At 69.4% G+C, this 18,643-nt stretch carries 11 protein-coding genes and 2 pseudogenes; 5 read left to right on the forward strand and 8 right to left on the reverse strand.

Annotation, left to right across the window (positions count from 1 at the left end):
- Nucleotides 1–180 precede the first annotated feature (180 nt).
- The 5 genes from Q8A52_RS32980 to Q8A52_RS33005 all read right to left on the reverse strand — a co-directional run bounded on the left by Q8A52_RS32980 (nucleotide 181) and on the right by Q8A52_RS33005 (nucleotide 9,627).
- Nucleotides 181–1,971, reverse strand: coding sequence for a hypothetical protein (locus Q8A52_RS32980; protein ID WP_316758117.1), 1,791 nt, complete (start codon nucleotides 1,969–1,971; stop codon nucleotides 181–183).
- Nucleotides 1,972–3,883: 1,912 nt separating this feature from the next.
- Entirely contained in the window at nucleotides 3,884–5,881 is a 1,998-nt protein-coding gene (locus tag Q8A52_RS32985) for a DUF6069 family protein (RefSeq protein ID WP_408649291.1), read from the reverse strand.
- A 407-nt stretch (nucleotides 5,882–6,288) separates the two neighbouring features.
- Entirely contained in the window at nucleotides 6,289–8,007 is a 1,719-nt protein-coding gene (locus tag Q8A52_RS32995; RefSeq protein ID WP_316758119.1) for a CocE/NonD family hydrolase, read from the reverse strand.
- Nucleotides 8,008–8,440: 433 nt separating this feature from the next.
- On the reverse strand, nucleotides 8,441–8,698 hold the full coding sequence (locus tag Q8A52_RS33000) for an ATP-binding protein (protein WP_316758121.1): 258 nt from the start codon (nucleotides 8,696–8,698) through the stop codon (nucleotides 8,441–8,443).
- A 311-nt stretch (nucleotides 8,699–9,009) separates the two neighbouring features.
- The gene (locus Q8A52_RS33005) at nucleotides 9,010–9,627 is read right to left on the reverse strand and encodes a TetR/AcrR family transcriptional regulator (RefSeq protein ID WP_316758123.1); all 618 of its coding nucleotides are present in this window, start codon (nucleotides 9,625–9,627) and stop codon (nucleotides 9,010–9,012) included.
- 727 nt (nucleotides 9,628–10,354) lie between these two features.
- Here Q8A52_RS33005 and Q8A52_RS33010 point away from each other — a divergent pair.
- From Q8A52_RS33010 to Q8A52_RS33020, 3 genes are all read left to right on the forward strand, one after another.
- Nucleotides 10,355–10,846, forward strand: a complete 492-nt coding sequence (locus Q8A52_RS33010) for a thioredoxin domain-containing protein (protein WP_316758125.1) — start codon at nucleotides 10,355–10,357, stop codon at nucleotides 10,844–10,846.
- Nucleotides 10,843–10,965, forward strand: a complete 123-nt coding sequence (locus Q8A52_RS33015; RefSeq protein WP_316758127.1) for a hypothetical protein — start codon at nucleotides 10,843–10,845, stop codon at nucleotides 10,963–10,965. Before Q8A52_RS33010 ends, Q8A52_RS33015 begins: the two co-directional genes overlap by 4 nt.
- A 537-nt stretch (nucleotides 10,966–11,502) precedes the next feature.
- Nucleotides 11,503–13,251 carry a hypothetical protein gene (locus Q8A52_RS33020; protein ID WP_316758130.1) on the forward strand — a complete coding sequence of 583 codons (1,749 nt, stop codon included), beginning with the start codon at nucleotides 11,503–11,505 and terminating at the stop codon, nucleotides 13,249–13,251.
- 607 nt (nucleotides 13,252–13,858) lie between these two features.
- Here Q8A52_RS33020 and Q8A52_RS33025 read toward each other — a convergent pair.
- Both Q8A52_RS33025 and cobT read right to left on the reverse strand, forming a co-directional pair.
- Nucleotides 13,859–14,554 carry a beta/alpha barrel domain-containing protein gene (locus Q8A52_RS33025; protein WP_316758303.1) on the reverse strand — a complete coding sequence of 232 codons (696 nt, stop codon included), beginning with the start codon at nucleotides 14,552–14,554 and terminating at the stop codon, nucleotides 13,859–13,861.
- 308 nt (nucleotides 14,555–14,862) lie between these two features.
- Complete coding sequence (gene cobT, locus Q8A52_RS33030) at nucleotides 14,863–15,993, reverse strand: nicotinate-nucleotide--dimethylbenzimidazole phosphoribosyltransferase (RefSeq protein ID WP_316758131.1); 1,131 nt, start codon at nucleotides 15,991–15,993, stop codon at nucleotides 14,863–14,865.
- A gap of 750 nt (nucleotides 15,994–16,743) precedes the next feature.
- On the opposite strand from cobT, the pseudogene Q8A52_RS49460 reads away from it, so the two are divergent.
- Nucleotides 16,744–17,028: pseudogene (locus Q8A52_RS49460) on the forward strand (FAD-binding oxidoreductase); the annotation flags it as partial.
- A 181-nt stretch (nucleotides 17,029–17,209) separates the two neighbouring features.
- Nucleotides 17,210–17,392: pseudogene (locus tag Q8A52_RS49465) on the forward strand (hypothetical protein); the annotation flags it as partial.
- Nucleotides 17,393–17,419: 27 nt separating this feature from the next.
- Here Q8A52_RS49465 and Q8A52_RS33035 read toward each other — a convergent pair.
- Complete coding sequence (locus tag Q8A52_RS33035; RefSeq protein ID WP_316758133.1) at nucleotides 17,420–18,529, reverse strand: FAD-dependent oxidoreductase; 1,110 nt, start codon at nucleotides 18,527–18,529, stop codon at nucleotides 17,420–17,422.
- Nucleotides 18,530–18,643: the final 114 nt, after the last annotated feature.

Genomic DNA, 18,643 nt, shown 5'->3' on the forward strand with positions numbered 1-18,643 from the left:
AGGAGTCGTCCGTCGGCCAGATTCCACAGGCACACCACGCCCTTGTCCCTGGCACCGGCCACAACCGGTGGCGGCGGGCCTGGACGGACAAGGACCGACCCTCCGAGCTCCAGGCCCAGATCGACGCGGTCACCACCGGACACCGTCTTGACCTCCACTGCCGGATTTAACGAACTACCGTTACTGACTTCGGCTCGTCAGGGTGACTTTCGCCGAACGGGTCAGGCGCGCCCGCATCCGAACGGTGACCACGCCCGCGACGAGCAGCACGAGCACCCCGAGGAGCGTGAGCCGCAGCGCGGTCCCCTCGAACGCGGACACCAGCCCGATGAACGCGACGCTGACGAGCAACAGCATCTCCCGCAGTTCCTTGACGAACTGGTGGGTGCGGCTGACGCGGACGCGGACCGTGCCGAGCTTGTGGTCGGCGAGCCCGAGCTCCGCACGGGTGGCACGGTCCAGGAACATCCAAGGAAGGTCGGGAAAGACGCCCAACGCGTCCCGGGCGCTGGGGAACCGGCCCGTCTCGTCCCCGCCGTGCAGGCTCTCGCGCAGCTGTTGGACCGGCTCGCTCGTCCTGAAGGCCTTGATCCTGGCCTGAGGCACCTGGCCGTCCGCGCCCGGAAGCCCCTCGACGACCACTTCGTCGCCGCTGAGAATGCCCAGGAGGTCGAGGGTCAGGGAGTCGATGAGGCAGACGTCCGCCCCGATATGGGCGAGGTCGGCGCTCTGCACCCGGCAGGTGACGTAGTGGGGAGCGCCGATGGCCCGGTCGAGCCGTCGGTGACGGCGGAGCCGTGCGGGCGCCAGCAGGACGTGCTCACCAACCTCCAGGCCGACCGCGTTGCGGGCCACCTGGTCGATGTGGGCCCGGTCGTCGGCCGCGTCGTGAGCCACACACAGCCGCGCGATCGTGGCGATCTTGGACTCCGCCGCCACGTTCCCCGAGCGCACGACGACGAGGGCGGGGGCTCCCAGCCGGGCGGCGGCCGACGGGGACAGCCATACGTTCGCCTCGCCTCGTCCGGCGCGGCCGTCCGTCGTGCTGGCGAGGATCCAGGCGTGCCCGGAGGTGTCCTGGTCGGCGAGGTAAGCGGGCGGCAGGTCGTCGTACCGGAGCTGGGCCGGCCCCAGGGCCTCGAGCTCGGCCTGGGGACCAACCCATCCCTCGTCCTCGAACACCCGCTGGGCGCGCTCCCGCAGGCCCGAGTCGCGCGCCGCCCTGGTCACCATGGTCTGCGGGCTCGCGCCGAACAGGCCCCTCAACTCGGCGGACCGAGCGAGTAGGCCGGCCAGCAACTCGCCCTGCCCGGAGAGCCGCAGCGGACTGCCGTCCTCGGACAGCAGGCAGCCCCAGCGGCTGACGTACGCGTAGCAGCCGCCCAGGTGTTCCTCCGAGGGCAGCGCCACGGGGAAGCGATCGCCGGGGAGGAACAGGCGTGTGTAGTTGGGTTCGGTGGCGTCGAGGGCCGCCAGCTGCGACTCGGACAGCCAGCAGATGAGCATCTGCGACCGCGCGCCGTCCGTCACGATCGGGGTCGCCGCCACATAGCCGGGCCGGCTGATGTGGGCGGAGACCCCGGAGGCGAGGCCGTGGGCCGTGGCCGTGGTCATGGGAAGCACCGCTGGGACGCCCCGCTGCGCGAACTTGCGGCTCATCTGCGCCGGGGAGGCGTTTGAACCCACGGCCAGGACCGGGTAGCGGTCGCCGACACCGGCCTGGTTGCAGCGCAACAAGGCGTAGTTGAGGGGCACGCGGCTCCCGTCGGTCCGCGGCTCGCCGGGCAGACCGCCTCCCGGCTCCGCGACCCGCCACTGCCCGAGGCGGCGCCCTTTGAGCGGCTGCAGGCGCAGGTACCGGTCCTGGGCCAGTAAGCCGGACTTGTCCGGGACGGCGCCCGGATAGGTCAGGGGATTGCTGATCGGATCGCCGTCGAGGCGCAGTGCGGCCAAACTGCGGTCGTCGTCCACCCATGCCCCCGTCGGCAGTCCGGCCCGGGCTCCCCCGGACGCTTCCCCTGAGCCTGGGAGGCACCATACGGGCATAGCCGCCGCGCTGTCCGGTCTCCCCGGGAGTTTCCCGCAACGCCCCGTGGTGCAGTGCCACCGTGGGTGGGCCGGAGGCGCGCGAGGGTAGCCTTGCCTGGCAACTGCAGGGGCGACGGTGCATGTGAAGCGCGCGACGCCGCCAACTCAGCCGCAGCGCATGCGGACGTGACCTGGTCGGCAGTAGCCGCAGAGAATCGGACCTCGCCTTGCGCGATGGCTTCCCCAGGTACGCGGCGGAGGACTTCAACCACCCGCACCCGGACAAGGTCCTCGCTGATCAGGGAATCAAGCGACTGGCACCGGGGCGAGTACGCCAACTGCGTCGACATCGCCCATCAAGGGTCGGCCTACCTCTGACAGAGGCGTCCAACACCCAGCCCCACGCCAGCCGCTGATGAGGCCGAGCCTCTGGCAACGACCTCCCGCCAGAGAGACAGCGAGAGCCCGAAGCCGAGAACGGAGGGACGCGTGCGATGCTCGCCTGTGCCCGGAGGAACAACCGCGCCCTTCCGCCATCGATCACCACCAGCCCGACCGGCACTGCCCACGAGAACCTGGCCGACGGCCACATCATCGACAAGCCGTCCGTCCGCCTCGTCATCACCTACTGGCCCACGCCTCCGACGGCCGCCGATGAGGAGCCTCAGCGGCCACCGGATCCCAGATCTCCATCGCCCCGTGAGCAGTGGACGTAACGAATACGACTGCTCCCGCGTCACCTTGAATCACCACGGCCGTGGACACAGCCCGGACGTCCCGTCTCCACCACGAGCCGGATCAACGCCCGAGGACGGCCACAACATGGCGTCCACGTGTTCACTCCCTCGGTTCTCAAGCGCTCCGGCGCGTCCGGAATCGAGCGCGTTCGAATCCCGCGACGCGTCGATGTGCCGTGCATCGTGAGCTCTCGGCGCCTCCGTCGACGTTCCCCGCCACGCCTCGAGGACATCGGGCCGACGCGAGTAGGCCGACGGATTCCGGCGCTCCTGGCGGCGCACCCACCAGGCTCCGACTCCGGCGATCACAACCAGCAACACAGGGACGAACGCCCCAATCAGACGAGCAGCAGACATGATGAAGCCTCGTTTCGGCGGGAGAACTGTGCCCCAGGGAGGGGACTTGGTGGTTTCAGGCGGTCAGAGCCAGCGCAAGCACAAATCGCGCGGACAGCCGGACGGCTCGCGGTTCTGGGAGCTGCAGGCGCCGTGTCCGTGGGCACACGGTGTCAGGTCACTCCGACGCCGGAGGTTGCGGCCGCCCGCGCCAGAGTGGTTCGGGGCACGATCTCGGGTGTCGTCAACAACCAGCGGGTCAAGGAGTCGACGCGAGGAGCCGCGCAGCGAGCCATCACGGAATCGTCGGTGGGTACCAGTCCGGGAATCGGCCCCGCACCGTGCGGAGTCGACGCCATACGACTTCGTCACCGGCGTGCTCAGCAAGCAGGTGATTGGCTCCAGACCAGGTCCGCTTCGTGGTGAACGCCCTCCCTCCCTGTGCCACACCTGCCCTCCGGCACCGAGGCGGGCCGCGGCTTCCAGGACAACCTCCGCGGGCGGTTGGCACACGAAGACATGACAGGCGTCATTCGCTCAGGAAATCGTCTTTGGCAACCATTCCAGTCCCGTAGTGTGCCCTCGCCTTCATCGTGACCGCGGCGCCGGGTCGTCCCGGCCGCACGCGGGTCACCGGTCCGGGCCGCGCTGTTTCGGCAGCGCTCACCATTGCATGCGGCTGCAGACCCATCCCCGTCTGAGGGGCGAGCCGGGCTCCGGCACAGGAGCCGGCTCCGCCGCCGACAGGGCCGGCCTGCAGGGGGCCCGGGCCTGTTGTCCCGTCAGTTCGGCGGAAGCGCGATCTCACGCTTGAGGATCTTGCCGGTGGCGCCCTTGGGCAGGGCATCGACGATCCGGACCACGCGGGGGTACTTGTACGCGGCGACGCGGGACTTGACGAACTCGCGGAGTTCATCGGCTCCCGCCCCGCTGCCGGGCTTGAGGGTGACGACGGCGGCGACCTCGTCACCGTGCACGGCGTGCGGTACACCGATGACGGCAGCCTCGGCCACGGCCGGGTGCTCGTAGAGGACCTCCTCGATCTCCCGCGGGTAGACGTTGAATCCGCCGCGAATGATGAGGTCCTTCTTGCGGTCCACGATCCGGAAACAACCGTCGGGGTCGCGCACGCCGATGTCGCCGGTGCGGAGCCAGCCGTCAGGGACGGCCTCGGCGGTGGCCTGGGGGTTGCGCCAGTAGCTCTTCATGACGTTGTGCCCGCGGATGACGATCTCGCCGGGGGTTCCGTCGGGCATCTCGGCACCGTCCGGGTCGAGCACCCGCATCTCGACGCCGTCGATCGGGGTGCCGATGGTGCCGGGGCGGCGGGGACGATCGGGGTGGTTGAAGCAGGCGACGGGGGACGTCTCGGACAGGCCGTAGCCTTCGAGGATCGCGCAGTCGAAGGCCGCTTCGAAGGCGTGCAGGATCTCCACCGGGAGTGAGGCGCCGCCGGAGACGCACACCCGCAGCGAGGCGGTGTCTGCGTGGCCCGCCGCGGCGAGCAGGGCGCCGTACATCGTCGGGACGCCGAGGAACGCGGAGACCCGGTCGCGTTCGATGATCTCCAGGGCCCTGACTGCGTCGAAGCGGGGCAGCAGGGTCAGACAGGCACCGGCGGCGACAGCACAGTTGAGGCCGACGACTTGACCGAAGGCGTGGAAGAGCGGCAGGCCGCCGAAGACCACGTCCCGCTCGGTGAGGCGGAGAAGTGTGGTGTGGGTGACCGCGGTGTTGCGCACCAGGTTGTCGTGGGTGAGCTCGGCGCCCTTGGGCCGGCCCGTCGTGCCGGAGGTGTAGAGGATCACCGCCGTGTCGGACGGTTCCCGGAAGGCCACCTCCCATACTGGGTCGTGGCCCGCCAATAGCCCGTCGAACCCGTCTGCCGGCACCGCGATGTGCGTCGTTCCTGCCGCCCCGGCGCCCTGGGCCTCATGCGGGGCGAACAGGAGGGAGGCTTCGGAGTCGTCCAGGTGGTACTTCACCTCGCGCGCCTTCAGCAGCGGATTCATCGGTACCACGACGGCCCCGGCGCGCAGGATGCCGTAGTAGAGGACGGCGAACGCGGGGACGTTCGGCAGCATCAGGCCGACCCGGTCGCCCGGCTTCACCCCGATGCTCAGCAGGAGGGACGTGGCCCGGGCGCTCGCCTCGTCGAGTTCGGCGTAGGTGAGGGTGGCGCCATCGAGCCGGACGGCAGGCCGGTCGGAATGGCGCGCCGCCGAGTCCACCAGGATCGCGGCGAGGTTGGCGTGGGGGCTGGAAGGCATGTACATGACTCCTTCGGTGTTCCGGGCTGACTGCCGGACGACGCTCCGAATTTTCTGTGGATCGATTCGTTGTCTTCGGTTTGTTGCCGCGTTCTGGTCAGTCGGCGTTTCTGGGGCCAGGAGCGGTATGAGTACGGCGGCGACGGCCAGGTGCATCAGCGCCAGGGTGGTCTTGGCGCCGCCGGACGCCTCGAGATACGTCAGCGGCGTAAGTGACACCACCAGCACGGCGATGGCCAGTCGGGTCCAGATGATCGAGGCCCGATCGGTCAACCGGTCCAGTCCCATCAGCGTCGCTGAGGCGAGCAGGGACACGACGAGCGTGGTACGGGCGACGAGGGACAGGCCCACGGCCCGGGCCGGCCATCCGCCTCCGGGCCCGATGCGGAGTTCGACGCCCAGGATGTGGGCAACGGTCCACAGCAGGGTGGTGGCCAGGACGGCGCCACCGATCGCGTATGCGGTGCGGCGCAGGTCCGGCGTGGCCGGGCGGGTGGCTGGGGTGGTCATCAGAATGCTCCGTCACGCGTTGGAAGACGGTCCCGCCGCTGTGCGGCTGGATTCGACAGGGCGGCGCACCGTTGGGAGTTCGGGGCGAAAATGGCTGCCGTGATGTCCGCAGGCTTGACCGCCGGGGTCGAGGGTGATGAGCACGCCGAGCCGGGCGGGATGATCGCGGGCACTGAAATGCCTGGGGTCACGTCCCTGGTGCCGGGGTCGCGACGGAATGATCGAGACGAGCGAACCGCAGGGCGGACGTCACGGCAGAGTGCTGCCAGCAGTGTGAGCCGGTGTCAGAGCCGAGCGTGCGGGTGGCGGGCAATCGTCGCGGCCGAGGTGCCACCACGATATCGGTGTGGTTGCCGCGTCCGGTGGTCGGCGAGGGGACCGCCCGGGCGAGTCGTCAAGCGTCGCGTTCATTCTCCTTCCAGGACCGGAAGGAGAAGTCGTGAGCTGGAGTGCACCGTGTTCACTGCCGGGATGCCGACGGGGGTGTGACGGAACAGCATCATGGGGCGAAAGTCCTCGCGGGTGTCGTCGCTGGTGAGGATCAGGCGGATGCGGTGCCCGCCGCGGAAGCGGCGGGCGTTGGCCACCAGCGGGATGCGGTAGTCGACCGGCTCCCCCACAGGGATGGGATCCCGCGTCTTCATCGGGAGAACGGGCCGGCCTGTCTCACCCGCGTCCTCGTCGACGTGGCGCATGCTGGCGCGTAGCCAGCCCTGAGTGATGTCAGTGGCCTTGCCGTCCGGGCCGACGTCTTGCAGGAGCAGGATCCATCCCGTGTCGCTCCCAGTGCTGGTGGCGGTGAGCCGCAGCTCGGGGTGGCCAACCATGTCGAGGTTGCCGGTAAGGGGGTCGCTGGTCCAGCTCAGCTGTGCGGGCATGGCGTTCGCGCCGTCGGTGGCGTAACTGCGCTCGCCCGGCCGCTCGTCGACCGCCAGAGAGCCGTCGGCGTTGAGAGCCAGGGCCATGTGTGCGGCCGGCGGGGGCCAAGAGTCGGCGGTGCGCCACTGTTCGGCCCCGGGCAGCCAGTAGCGGACAGCAGGGCCTTCGAGAATGCCGGTGTCACGCCCCTTGAGCCAGTGGTCGAACCAGGCGAGGGCCTCGATGTGCATGCTCTCCCATGGCCAGGGGAGGCTGTGCTCCCCGAGCATGGTCATGCGCACGTGGGGGTTGTGGGCGAGGGCCTCCCAGGCTTCGAAGAGGCCGGGCAGATGAAGGGCGACGTTGGACCACTCGCCGCCGAGGTAGACGGGGATGTCGACACCTGCGAGCAATTCGGTCACGTCACGCTCGTCCCACCATGCATCCCGGACGGGGTGCTCGGTGGCCACCGCGTTCAACAGGGTGTCCCATGGGTGGCCGTCGTGGCGGAAGCGGCTCATCAGCTGCAGGGCGCGGGTCGCCTGGACGGAATCTATGTGGTTGAACCGGCGGTGCACGGCGGGAATGGCGAGGGCTTTACGCAGGAGACGGGACAGGCCCCCGCGGTAGAGACGGTCGCCGTGGGCGGACAGGACGCCCAGCGCATGGAACCAGGTGGTGACGAAAGCCGCGTTCATCAGGCCGTTGTGATAGGTGGCTTCCCGGACCTGGACAGTGACGTTGAAGGGAAACAGGGCCTTGAGGTGAGGCGGGCGCTGGGTGGCCGCCTCCATCTGGGTCATGGCGTAGTAGCTGAGGCCGATCATGCCTACGTTCCCGTTGCACCATGGCTGCCCGGCGACCCACTCGACCAGGTCGAACAGGTCCTTGCGCTCCTGCTCGTCGAAGAAGGTGTAGGTGCCGCCCGAGCCCGCTGTGCCGCGGAGGTTGGCTATGACATGGGCGTAGCCGCGCGGCACCCAGAAGTCACTGGCGCCGGCCTCGATGATGGCCGCGGGGGCGCCCAGGTCCTGGAGCTGGCGAGGGTAGGGGGCCGCCGCGATCAGCGCGGGAAACCTGCCGTCCGCGTCGGGTCGGTGGATGTCGGCCAGGAGCCGGATGCCGTCGCGGACCGGAACGGGCACGTTGTCATCGCGGGTCGTCCCGTGGAGAGCCGGGGACAGGTTGCGGTACTGACGACCGGTGGTCTGCGGTCCGTTCAGCCGACGCTGACCGGGCTCCACCCGAGCTGCCTTGAACCGAGCCATGGCCTTCTCATTTCCACGTGTACGGAAATTAACGTGGACTGACAGTACGCCCGCCACCCCGCTGGGGCAAGATGAATTTCAGTACGGCGTGAAATTAAACAGAGCCAGCAGGTGGCGGGCCGGGTTCGACGTCCACTGGAGGAGCGTCCTGGGGGCACCGTCCGGCCCAGGCGGCGAGGCGCAGCGGACGGTGAGTGCGCCCGGTAAGGAGCACGGCGATGCACTTCAGGCTCGAGCCCGGCGCGGTGCGAAGCAGTCGGAGCGCCACTCCACCGAGAGCTGCAGCTCCGCCCTGACCCCTACGAGCTCAGATACACCCCTACAGCCGGTCAGCCGTGGTCACATGGCCGGCTTGTGACACGGCCCCCAGCCTGCGCCTGCCCACAGGCACCTCCGCACAGGCGCCTCCCCACCGGCATCCGCCGCGGTGGGTCTACGACTCGAACCAGACGCGCTTGCCGTAGGGAAGCCCGACGGTGCCCCAGCGGAGGGCTAGCGCATCGATCAGGGACAGGCCGCGCCCACCCTCGTCCTCATCCCCGGCGCGAACAAGCGTGGGCAGGCTGCGCGAGCCGTCGGTGACGGCGCCCCGGGCGCCGCGCTCGGCGGCGTGAACGGTGATCAGCAGGGTATGGCCGCCCGCGTACCTGATCGCATTGCCCACCAGCTCTGACACCAGCAAATCGGCCACATCAGCGAGGCGAGCCAGGCCAAGGACGGCGACCGCCCCCCACTTGTCCAGTTGATGACCTGGGGCGGCGGCGTGTCCGTGCCACTCCGCGAGGTTTCTGGCGCTGACGACCGGTGGTCCGCGGTCCGTAGAACTGACGCTGACCGGGCTCGGCGCCAGCGGCCCGGATCTGGGCCACGGCACTCGAATTTCCATGTGCCATGAAATTAGCCGTGCATACGCTACGCCGGCCACCACGCCAAAGCAAGAGGAATTTCCATTCGGCGTGAAAATAAGCGGACGCGAGGTCGGCCCGGTCGGCCGCCTACCGGTCAGGCACCCCCCGAGACATCCCCGCCCAAAGCGCCGGTGAGGTAGTGCTGCACGACCGGCCCGATGAGGCGGACGACCTGTTCCCTGGGCATGTCGGCGATGCGGTCGATGGCCCAGACGTAACGCGTCATGGCCAGACCCACGATCTGTGTGGCAACCAGGTCCGAGCGCAACCCTGCCTCGTCGTCGGGAAGGCTCGCCGACACCACCTGCAGGACAAGGGCGGAGAAAACGGCGCGAAGGCGCTCCATGGCGAAGGGTTCATGGCTTGCGGCGAGGATGATCGAGCGCAGGATCTCCGAGGTGGCCGGATCGCCCCACATGGACAGCGCCGCCTCCACAAAGGCCCGTCCGCGCTCCTCCAGCGGCACCTTGGCAGCCTCGGCAATGCCCTCACCGAAGGCTTCCGGCGGCTCCAGCGCCGCCTTCAGCAGTCCCATCTTGTTGGAGAAGTAATAGTTCACCAGGGTGGGGTCCACGTCGGCGGCCTGCGCCACGGCCCGCAACGAGGTCCCGCTGTAACCCCGCTCGGCGAAGGACCTACGCGCCGCCGCCAGAATGTGATCCGCCTGCGCGCCACGCTCACCCCGGGGGCCCCTGCCTGCTCGTGCCGCCATGTCCCGCCATCTCCTTGCCAGTTCTGCACTCGCCCGATTGGCCGCGACGCGGTTTCACCACTTGCTGAAACTTGTTTCAGCATACCGTGAAATTGAGTCCACCGTGCCGTCCGTACCATGACCGCGCGCAGCCACCCGAACACCGCCAACGGCAGTGGTGTGCAACCGGTGAGGTGGGCTACGGGCCGGGTCACCGCGGGAGACCACCGCCCCCAGCGACCTGTCATCCTCGCCATCGCGCCGCACTCGCAGCCCGGTAGAGGCGAGCACATCACCGGTGAGAGCCTGCGAGAGCAGCGCCCGGGCGTGGCTCTCGTCACCGCGGTCGCAGATCAGACGGGCAGTGGCACACACACCCTCGTTGTCGGGGTCACGCTGCGGGACGCGGCCGATCAGTCGGCCCGCCGGACGCAGCAGCAGGTGTGCGGCCAGGACCACGGCCGTTCCGAGCACGCACGGCTCAAGTCGGCCGGAGGCGGCCAGCACGCCGACGGCCGCCGAACACCACAGCGTGGCCGCCGCATTGAGGCCACTCACACCCCTCCCTGGCGCAGGGTGACGCCGCCGCCGAGGAAGGCGATGCCGAAGATGACGCGGGAGGCGACCCCGGTTCTCTGGATGCCGCAGCGCCTGAGGGCGCTCCTGCCGGATCAATACGTGTGCGCCTGTCGTGCAAATGTTTTTGGGGTCGCGCTGGTCCAAAGGGAGGGGCAGATTCAGGTGAGGCATGGGGGACGGTTCGCCGCTGTGTGCGCAGCGGCCGGTCGGCGATCCGGATGCGCCGCTCACCGCGCATCTGGACGAGGATCCGCGCTGCCCGTACTGCAAACATTTCGAGACCACCGGCGGTGCCCCCGAACTGCTCGTCGCGACCGTGCAGCGCGAGGCCAGGACCCAGTACACCATGGCCTCCTTCCTCGACGGCCGGCTCGGTGGCACCGGCTCGAGGAAGGCGGTCAACGCGCTGCGTGCCGCGCTGGCGGAGCGGGTTCGCCGAGTACCACGACGTGCTGTAAGCGAATCAGCCCGACGAGAGTGTCGACGGCTTCACCGATGCCTACCTGCTGAAGCTGGCCGGCCAGGTCGAAGATCTGCGCAGTCCCCGGTTCGATGCGGCCGTGGAATCGATGAAGCACCGCGGCTTCGTGGCTGCCTCCCAGAGGGCTTACGAGCCGGCCGGGGACGAAGGACCCGCACGGGCGGGCCCCCACCGCCGTGACCAACGATGTCCGGCTCCCGCTCGAGTACAACGGAATGCTCTACGACAGCACCCTCTTCGCCGGTCTGCTGCAGCGGATTCACGACGCCCCTGGGGAATGGCAGGACACCAACCTGTGAATCCCCACCGTTCAGGCCTTGTCCCGGACTCGGTCGGCTGAATCGGATGCTCAGCCTCAACCCAGGGCCGCGGTTGCGGCGCCCGACTGGCAAGCCGAGCTCTGCAACCGGATGGTGTCCCACGGCGTGGTGTAGGTGATCTCGGCTTGGAAGTGCGCCGGTTCCGTGCGCTTGCATCCCTCGACTGCCGGTGAATGCTCCCTGGAAACGGAGCTGACCACCATTCAACTGTCCTTGGTGAACGGCCAGTTCGATCCACGGAGTGCACGGTGGCCCTCCCCCAGCATGACCTACTTCGCCTGGTCGAGTCACTGGATTCGGCAGATGGTCTTGAACTCGTCCGCGAAGCGCCATCGGTAGCGGTTCCGCGCCGCCGGGTGCACCCATGCCTGGCACCAGCCGGCCCGCAATCAGCCCGGTGGATTCCGGCTGAACCGCAGGGCGTCGAGCCGTAGACTTCGCCGGTGAACGCCGACGACGTCTGGCCGTTGCGTGCGCCCGCGGGGAGGAAATCGTATGCAGGACCCTTCGGACTCGATGGAGATCGCCGAGCCTGAGGAGAACGGCCAGAGCAATACCGCCGACTCACCTGTTGTCGACGATCCGACACCCAACTCGGACATCGGCTCAACGGCGGCATCAATGGTCCTGGCGGAGGTGCTCCCAGGGGTTGCTGTCGTCTTCGGTGAGGTCCCGGCGGAACTCAAGCTCGATTTGATCGACTTTGGGCTCGTGCCGACCGCCGACCGCAAGCAGATCTCCACAGTCCTCGCCTCGATCGGAAACACGGCGACCGTGGCCGGCAACCTCGGAAACGCATTCGCCAGCGTGCAGGGGCTCTACAGGATCAGCGACGCGACACAGGCCCTACTGAAGGCGGGCGGAGCGCTCGCCATCAAGGATGGCGCGAACCTCGGAACAGTCTTCTCCTCCAGTCGCATCGTCGCTCAGGCCCGCTTCATCCCCGTGACTACGGTGAGCGCGGCGCAGACCGCGGCCGCGGTCGGGCCGGCGCTGGCCATGGTCGCCCTTCAGATGCAGCTGAGTGAGATCACGGGCCTTGTCCGGACCAACATCGCGCTGACAAGCCAGGTACTCACGACTATCCGCCACGGGCAGTGGGCCGAGCTGACCGCGCTCGTCGCCACCGTCGATCACGTAGTCGACCAGGCGCGAGAGGTCGGATCGGTCCCGACGTCCCTGTGGGACACCGTCGCGGGTAGTAAGGCGTCGCTGCGTAAGCAGCTCGACCTTTACCGACTGAACGTCGGCAGTCACATCCGGCAGATCCATCGGGTCGACACACACGGCCGCCGTGAATATCTCGAGACGAACGCCGAGGCAATCCTCTTCGACGCAAACGCCCTCCTGTCTTCCCTCAAGGCATGGACCGGGTATCAGGCGCTCCACGCCGCGCGGGCGAGAACCGCTGGACCCGAAGACGCCGGCGAGGCCCGGCTCGTCGACGCCATTGCGCGCCACACTGGCAAGGAGCTCGACTCCGCTCTCGCCGAGACGACGAGCCTCGTCGACTCGCTGACGCGGGAGCTACGAATCATCGCCGAGCTCCCCGGACGCGACACACTGCCACTGCCGGGGAAGCGGAGGGACTCGATTGCAGCCCGCCAAACCTCCGCCCGTCTTCTAGAGGCGATCGAGCCTCTTGCCGATGCTCTCCATCCGCCAGCCCCTCCGCTCGAGGCTCCGGGCGTCGTCTGCGCACCCAAATCGCTGGATCTCGACCCGTACCTTCGCATCCTGCGATGGTTCCTCGAGGACGGTGAGACCCTACGTGTCCTCGGCTTCCCCGATCAGCTCGATGCTCTCGGTCCGATTTCTGCGATCTTCGGCGGAGCGAAGGAGAAGCTGGCGGCAGCGAGGGACAAGGTGGCGGCAAAGACACTGGTCGCCGTCACGGATCGCCGCATCCTCACGGCCAAGACGAACGCGTTCCTTGAGCAAGGCGAGATCCGTCAGGACATCCCGATTGACCGTGTGCGATACGTCCGAGCAGCGACCACACAGGACAGAAGCGGGCGCTTGGCGATCGACCTCATCACGCGCGACGAGAACATCCGGTGGCTCTTCCATGCTGACATCGGCAACACTCAAGTGGACGCGCTCGCCGCCGTGCTTGCCGAGTCGATGACGATCCCGGACCTTGAACGCGATGAGCTTCAACGGCGGCGCTACGCCCCCATCGAGGCGGGCAAGAAGGGCGAGAGTACGGGTACGCGGTCCACGAAGCCGACTGGATCCGAGGCCACGACCTGCGATGCCGAGTAGGCCTCGAACCAATTGACCGGTTCGCGGCCGGGGCCGATGGGGAAGCGGCCACCGCGTGATCATCCGAGGTTGTGTGGACTTCGAAGATGGTGCGGTGGCCGTGGGCCACGGCGTAGACCCTGCACGCCGGCGGGCGATGTCGACGGCCAGGGCCCGTATCGCGAGCCTTTTCCGCCGGGTGGAACCGAGGGCTAAGGCGCGGGCGTTCATGCCCGGACTCCTGTCCGGCGTCGAACGTAAGAACTGAAGGGAGGCTGCTCGGCGGGCGTGCAGCGGTCTGAAGGGCGGCGGCCATCACCGACTGGTAGTCCACGGCCACGACGTCGACGTCGGCTGCGTCCTTCCGGTGAGGCACCGCCTTGTGTGGCCCGGCCGGCAGCCGCTGGAGCATCTGCGGAGCCGAAGCCGCGCTCACCCTCCGCGCCGTCATCAGCAACGGCGACTTCCCGGCCTGCTGGCCTTACCACACCCAGAAGGAACGCGAACGCCTCTGTCCGCCACCAGATCAGCACAACGAGCCTATCCACCGACCCGCGGCATCAAGTGCGGCCGCGCCCTGGCCTGCTGTCAGGCCCTCTGTTCGGCTGCACTCCCGGGATGGCACCGCTCACATGGATGCTTCCGCCAGGCCCGCGGACAGCCATCGCACCACCGACTCCGCGCTGTACGACCGTCCTTGGGGGGCGATCTGCCGCAGGAAGCCGAGGTCCTGGCCGATGGTGACGATGGGGGGCTCCACCGTGCCGCGCGGACGGCGCTGTCCGAGCCCGACGGCGGCCAGCAGCCCGTTGCACAGGCACTGCCGTCCTTCGGTCTGCTCGGCGGCACCGCCCTTGCGGACGTACATCGCGCCGGGCTCCGCCGGGCAGCGATAGTCGACGGCGCCGCGCTCGGTGCGGTAGGGGGTGCGCAGATAGCCGAGGTCGCAGACCCGGGTGCGCGCCGCGCTCACGCGGGGGTCGGCCAACGTGCCCGGCAGGTCGGCGACCTTGAGCGGAAAAGTGGTCGGAGAGGCCGCGGGATCGTGACGCACCGTCGGTGCGGAGCGAAGCTCGCGCTCAACCAGCTCCCGCCGCAACCGCGGATCAAGGTCGAACTCTTCGCAGAGCGCGAAGACACTGCCGAGTTGGACGCCGACCGCGCCCGCTGCCCGCGCCCGGCGAAGATGGTCCGGTCCGCACTGGCCGCCGGCGATCGAGAAGGGCAGGCCGAGGGCGGCCATCTTTGCGAAATCAGGGGTGTCCCGGGGGCCGTAGAGGGGATCGCCCTGCTCGTCCAGGCGCATCGGCCCGAGCACGTCCATCACCGCGCTCCCGCGCAAGACGTCGGTCGCGTGGAGGGCGAGGGCGGAAGGCAGCTCCAGCCCGTACCTGCCGGGATGGGCGGAGCAAGTGTCCTGCCAGTGGCGCTGCTGCGCGTCCGCGAGTTCCCTAACGGTCCTCGATCATGGCGCTCGGCTCCCTTCGGTTTCTGGCCCGTCCTGTGCATGGTCGGCGATCTTGGCAAGCATTCTGAGCCGGATGGTGCGGGCGCCGATCGGTCGACCGCACCACCCGGCAGAACAGGCCCGCCGGACGGTGCCCGGGCGGCGCCCGAGTTCCGCGGGCTGATTCAGCTGTGCTTGTTCGAGACCTCGGCGGAGTCGAATGTGGCCATGTCGCGCAAGGCACGCACCCCCGCCTGTACGAGCGGCAGGGCCAGCAGGGCACCGGTGCCCTCACCGAGCCGCAGCCCCAGGTCGACCAGCGGATGCAGGCCGAGGCGCTGCAGGGCAATGGTGTGCCCGGGCTCGACCGAGCGGTGTCCGGCCACACAGGCGGCCAGGGCATCAGGGGACAGCCCGGCCGCGACCAGAGCCGCCGACGAGGCGATCACCCCGTCCAGGATCACCGGGACCCGGTGCACGGCGGCGCCCAGCACGAACCCGGCGATAGCCGCGTGTTCCAGACCGCCGACCGCCGCCACCGCCCCGACCGGGTCGTGCGGGTCCGGCCGGTGCAGCTCCAGTGCCCTGCGCACCACCCCCACCTTGTGCCGTCGGGTCGTGTCGTCGGCTCCCGCTCCGTGACCCGTCACGTCGTCCGGGTCCGCAGCTGTGAACGCGGCGATCAGTGCCGCGGACGCGGTGGTGTTGGCTATGCCCATGTCGCCGGTGAGCAGGCAGCGGCAGCCGTCGTCGACAAGTTCCGCGGCGACGCCGATGCCCACCTCGATGGCGTGGATGGCCTCCTGACGGGTCATGGCCGGAGCGCGGGTCATGTCCGCGGTTCCCGCCCGGACCCGGCGTCGCAGCAGCCTGCCCGGGGTCGTATCCGAGGCCGACACCGGAGTTGCGATGCCCACGTCCACCACGACCACCCTGGCTCCGGTCTGAGCGGCCAGGGCGTTCACTGCGGCGCCGGAGGCCAGGAAGTTGGCGACCATCTGCGCCGTCACCTCTTGCGGCCAGACGCTGACGCCCTGGGCGTGGACACCGTGATCGGCGGCGAAGACGGCGACCGCGGCAGGCTCCGGCATCGGCGGCGGGCAGCTTCCCGCCAGACCCGCGAGTTGGACCGACACCTCCTCCAGCAGGCCCAGCGACCCGGGCGGCTTGGTCAGGTGGTTCTGGCGGTCACGGGCCGCGGCGCGGGCGCCGGAGTCCGCAGGAGTGATGGCGGCCAGGGTGCGCTCCAGCAGCAGGCCGACGGCGGGGTCGGCAGCGGGGCGTCGGGTTGGATCGGAGCCGGACGAGGGCGCCATGAAGGAAGTCCTTCCGTTGTCGGCGGTTCTCCACGCCACCGTGAACGAGCCGCGCCCGGGCGGGTAGTGCCTGGCTGCGGGACGGCCGGAATATCCTGGCTCCCGGATCTCGGCGCCCGGCTTGTACAGCGCGGGTACCGGCGCCAGCTCCCGGCCTTCCCAGCGGCCGGCTCGCACCGGCTGCCAGTGGCCATCGGCGGGAGGCAGCTCCCCGGTCACAGTGGCGGGCCTGCCCCGGACTTGGGCCATCGGGCCCGCACCGGAGTTCCTCCGCATCCGTCGCCCGCATCCTGCCACACACCGCCACGGGCAAACGGCCGCCCGACAGGATGTCCTGCCGGACCGGTGCAGGCCGGAGCACGGCCGACCGCAATGAACGTGCAGGCTGCGCCGCCCTGTCAGGACCGGCTTGGCACGCATGCCGGTCCACTTGGCCCTGGGTAAGGGCCGAACGGCCCCCTCCGGTGGGGTGGATGCGCGGCCAGGATCGGCGGGAGCGCCAGTCGAGGAGGGGGTGCGATGGTGGACACCGAGGCGCTGCTGGCCGACGTCGTGGGGGCACTGCTCGTTCTGGCCGGGACGGAGATCCCCCTGAGTACGCCGGGGACGAGTCGCTGACCGCCGTACCGCAGACGTCCACGTACCTGGTCCGGCCCGCCGCGGCCGCCGAGGTGGCGGACGTGCTCAGGATCGCCGGCGAGGCCGGGATCACGGTAACCGCCCGCGGCGCGGCGACCGGCATGTCGGGGGATGTGTGCCCCGGCCGGGCGGGATCACGGTCTCGTTCGAGCGGATGGACCGCATCCTGGAAGCGGACCCCGTCAACCACGTGGCCGTGTGCAGCCCGGCGTCACCCTGGACCAACTGGACCACGAGGCCGCCAAGTCCGGCCTGCACCATCCGACGCGGCTCCGCGAACCCACCGCCGGCATCGGCGGCACCATCGCCACCAACGCCGGCGCGATGCACGCCGTACGGCACGAGGACACGCGCCACCACGTGCTCGCCGTCAAAGCCGTCCTGGCGTCGGGCGAGATCGTGCGCAGCAGCGGCAAGTACGTCAAGACGTCCACCGGCTACGACCTGGCCCAGCTCCTGGTCGGTTCCGCGGCCACGCTCGCCCTGCATCGGGTTCGTCGCTGTGCGAGGAGCCCGGCCACCCGCGGACCGGCTCCTGCCACTGGCCGCTCACCTCGGCTTCCAGGGCCCGCTCCAGCACGGCCCGGCCGAGCAGGCCACGTTGATGGTGCTCTGCGTCGCAGTGCGAGAGCTGATCGAACCCAAAGCGCGCGACATCAACCATGTCGCAGCCCACTGGAAGAGCGCACTCAACGCGTTCGCGCAAGTTGGAGATCTTCAATGGCTTAGGTTACGGCGGTTGGATGTGCTGAGCGCTTGACTTGAGGGATGAGCGAGTAGCGCTTGCTCAGGAGTTCGTCGGGGGAATGAGGTTGTCGAGTGCCTCGGCGCAGTCCTGGGCGGCCTGGGCCGAGCGCGGCAGCATGAGGTCCTCGTAGGCGCGGACGGCCTCGTCAATGCTGGATTCGGTGATGAGGGCGTGGGCGAGGTCAGTGCCGTCGAGCATGGCGAGGTTGGCACCGAGCCCGACGGGGGGCATCAGGTGCGCGGCGTCGCCCAGCAGGGTGATGCCAGGGACGTGTTGCCAGGTGTGCGGGGCGGGCAGCACGAACACGGGCCGGTTGACGAACCTGCGGTCGTGGTGCCGCAGGAGATAGAGCAGGTTCTCGTCCCAGCCGTCGAACATCTTCAGCAGATGTGCGCGCACGGCCGCCGTGTCGTCGGGTTCCACGTCGGCGGCCACCTGCCAGTCATGTGGGGCGCGGAAGGCGACGTAGACGCGGATGTGGCCGTTGCTGTTGCGTTGGGCGAGCAGGGCCTTGCCGTCGGCCGTCGCCAGCAGGGTGCCGTCGCCGACCATGCGTGCGAGGGCGGGATGGCGGGTGTCGCAGTCGTCGAAACCGGTCTCGATGAAGGTGACACCGGTGTAGCCGGGTGTGGCGTCCGACAGGGCTGGGCGGATGCGCGACCAGGCGCCGTCGGCGCCGACCACCAGGTCGGCGTCCTCGGCGGTGCCATCGTCGAGGAGCAGGCGCCAGGAGCCGTCCCCGAGCGGGGTGGCCCCGGTGACAGGGCAGCCCCACCGGACGGTGCCCTCGGCGAGGGATTCCAGGAACAGACTGCGCAGCTGGCCGCGATCGATCTCCGGGCTGTCGTCGTCGTGGCCGGGCCCCGGGACGGGCAGGACGGTCGCGGTGACGGGGTCGACCACGCGCCACTCCTGGCCTTCGGGACGGGACAGGGCGCGGAACCGGTCGAGCAGGTCCGCCGCGCGCAGAGCGACCTGACCGGTGTCGGCATGTATGTCGAGGCTGCCGCCCTGGGGCCGGGCGCCGGTGGCAGTCTCACATTCGAAGACGGTGACGGAGCGGCCGTGGAGCTGCAGGACGCGAGCTAAGGCAAGGCCGCCGAGGCCGGCGCCGACGACCGCGATGCGGGGGCCGTGAGCGGAGGTCATTGGAGTGTCCCCTCGAAAGGTGGGTGAGTTGCCAGGAGGTCCGGCGCATGACCAAGAAAGCACAGTCACCAAGAAAGTGCCTCTGAAATACGGTGTGCCGGTACCGAACCGACC

It is taken from the genome of Streptomyces herbicida, assembly GCF_032656585.1.
Taxonomy (GTDB): Bacteria; Actinomycetota; Actinomycetes; order Streptomycetales; family Streptomycetaceae; genus Streptomyces; species Streptomyces herbicida.

Excerpts from the sequence above, each read along its gene's own strand:
- Q8A52_RS32995 (WP_316758119.1), bottom strand. The coding sequence starts at position 8,007 with ATGGCTCGGTTCAAGGCAGCTCGGGTGGAGCCCGGTCAGCGTCGGCTG.
- Q8A52_RS33005 (WP_316758123.1), bottom strand. The coding sequence starts at position 9,627 with ATGGCGGCACGAGCAGGCAGGGGCCCCCGGGGTGAGCGTGGCGCGCAG.
- Q8A52_RS33010 (WP_316758125.1), top strand. The coding sequence starts at position 10,355 with ATGGGGGACGGTTCGCCGCTGTGTGCGCAGCGGCCGGTCGGCGATCCG.
- Q8A52_RS33020 (WP_316758130.1), top strand. The coding sequence starts at position 11,503 with ATGGAGATCGCCGAGCCTGAGGAGAACGGCCAGAGCAATACCGCCGAC.
- Q8A52_RS33025 (WP_316758303.1), bottom strand. The coding sequence starts at position 14,554 with ATGGACGTGCTCGGGCCGATGCGCCTGGACGAGCAGGGCGATCCCCTC.
- Q8A52_RS32985 (WP_408649291.1), bottom strand. The coding sequence starts at position 5,881 with ATGACCACCCCAGCCACCCGCCCGGCCACGCCGGACCTGCGCCGCACC.
- cobT (WP_316758131.1), bottom strand. The coding sequence starts at position 15,993 with ATGGCGCCCTCGTCCGGCTCCGATCCAACCCGACGCCCCGCTGCCGAC.
- Q8A52_RS33035 (WP_316758133.1), bottom strand. The coding sequence starts at position 18,529 with ATGACCTCCGCTCACGGCCCCCGCATCGCGGTCGTCGGCGCCGGCCTC.